At 30.3% G+C, this 501-nt stretch carries 1 pseudogene; it reads right to left on the bottom strand.

What is annotated here, in order from left to right:
* Positions 1-501: pseudogene (locus tag BGS40_RS06955) on the bottom strand (hypothetical protein); the annotation flags it as partial.

Raw genomic sequence — 501 nt, 5'->3', positions numbered from 1 at the left:
CATACCAAATTCATCTAATAAACTCTCATAATGATGATCGTGTAAATCATAAATCATTTTTGCTCTAAGCTTATTCCAATGTTGCCCTGTAAGAAAAGAATTAGAACACAATACTGCTAAACCTAAACTTTTAAAAGCATTTTTATCTCCAAGTTGAGCTTGTAAAAACAATGCTTGTTGTTGTCTTGCTTTAAATCCTACGGCAGCTGTGGGACTAGCTTTAATATTTCCCAAAAGTAAAGCAGACAATTCCCATTCATTAAAGAAAGAATAAGATTTTAATGTTCCACGATGAGAACTTACTTCATCATAAATATAGGCGTATTCTTCATTGATTAAATTTCCTTTTTCATCTACATTAGCATAAGCATCATAGGGTATATCTATAACCACAGATCTTAATCCACTTCTTATTGCTAAATATTTATATCTTTCTCTTTTAGTTTTTAAAGATTTATAATAAGCTTTTTCTGCTTTAGTCCAAGGAGCTATAGCTCCTTT

The sequence above is a fragment of the Campylobacter sp. 107 genome, assembly GCF_002383835.1.
Classification (GTDB): domain Bacteria; phylum Campylobacterota; class Campylobacteria; order Campylobacterales; family Campylobacteraceae; genus Campylobacter_D; species Campylobacter_D jejuni.
This window is presented reverse-complemented; position numbering and strand designations above follow the sequence as displayed.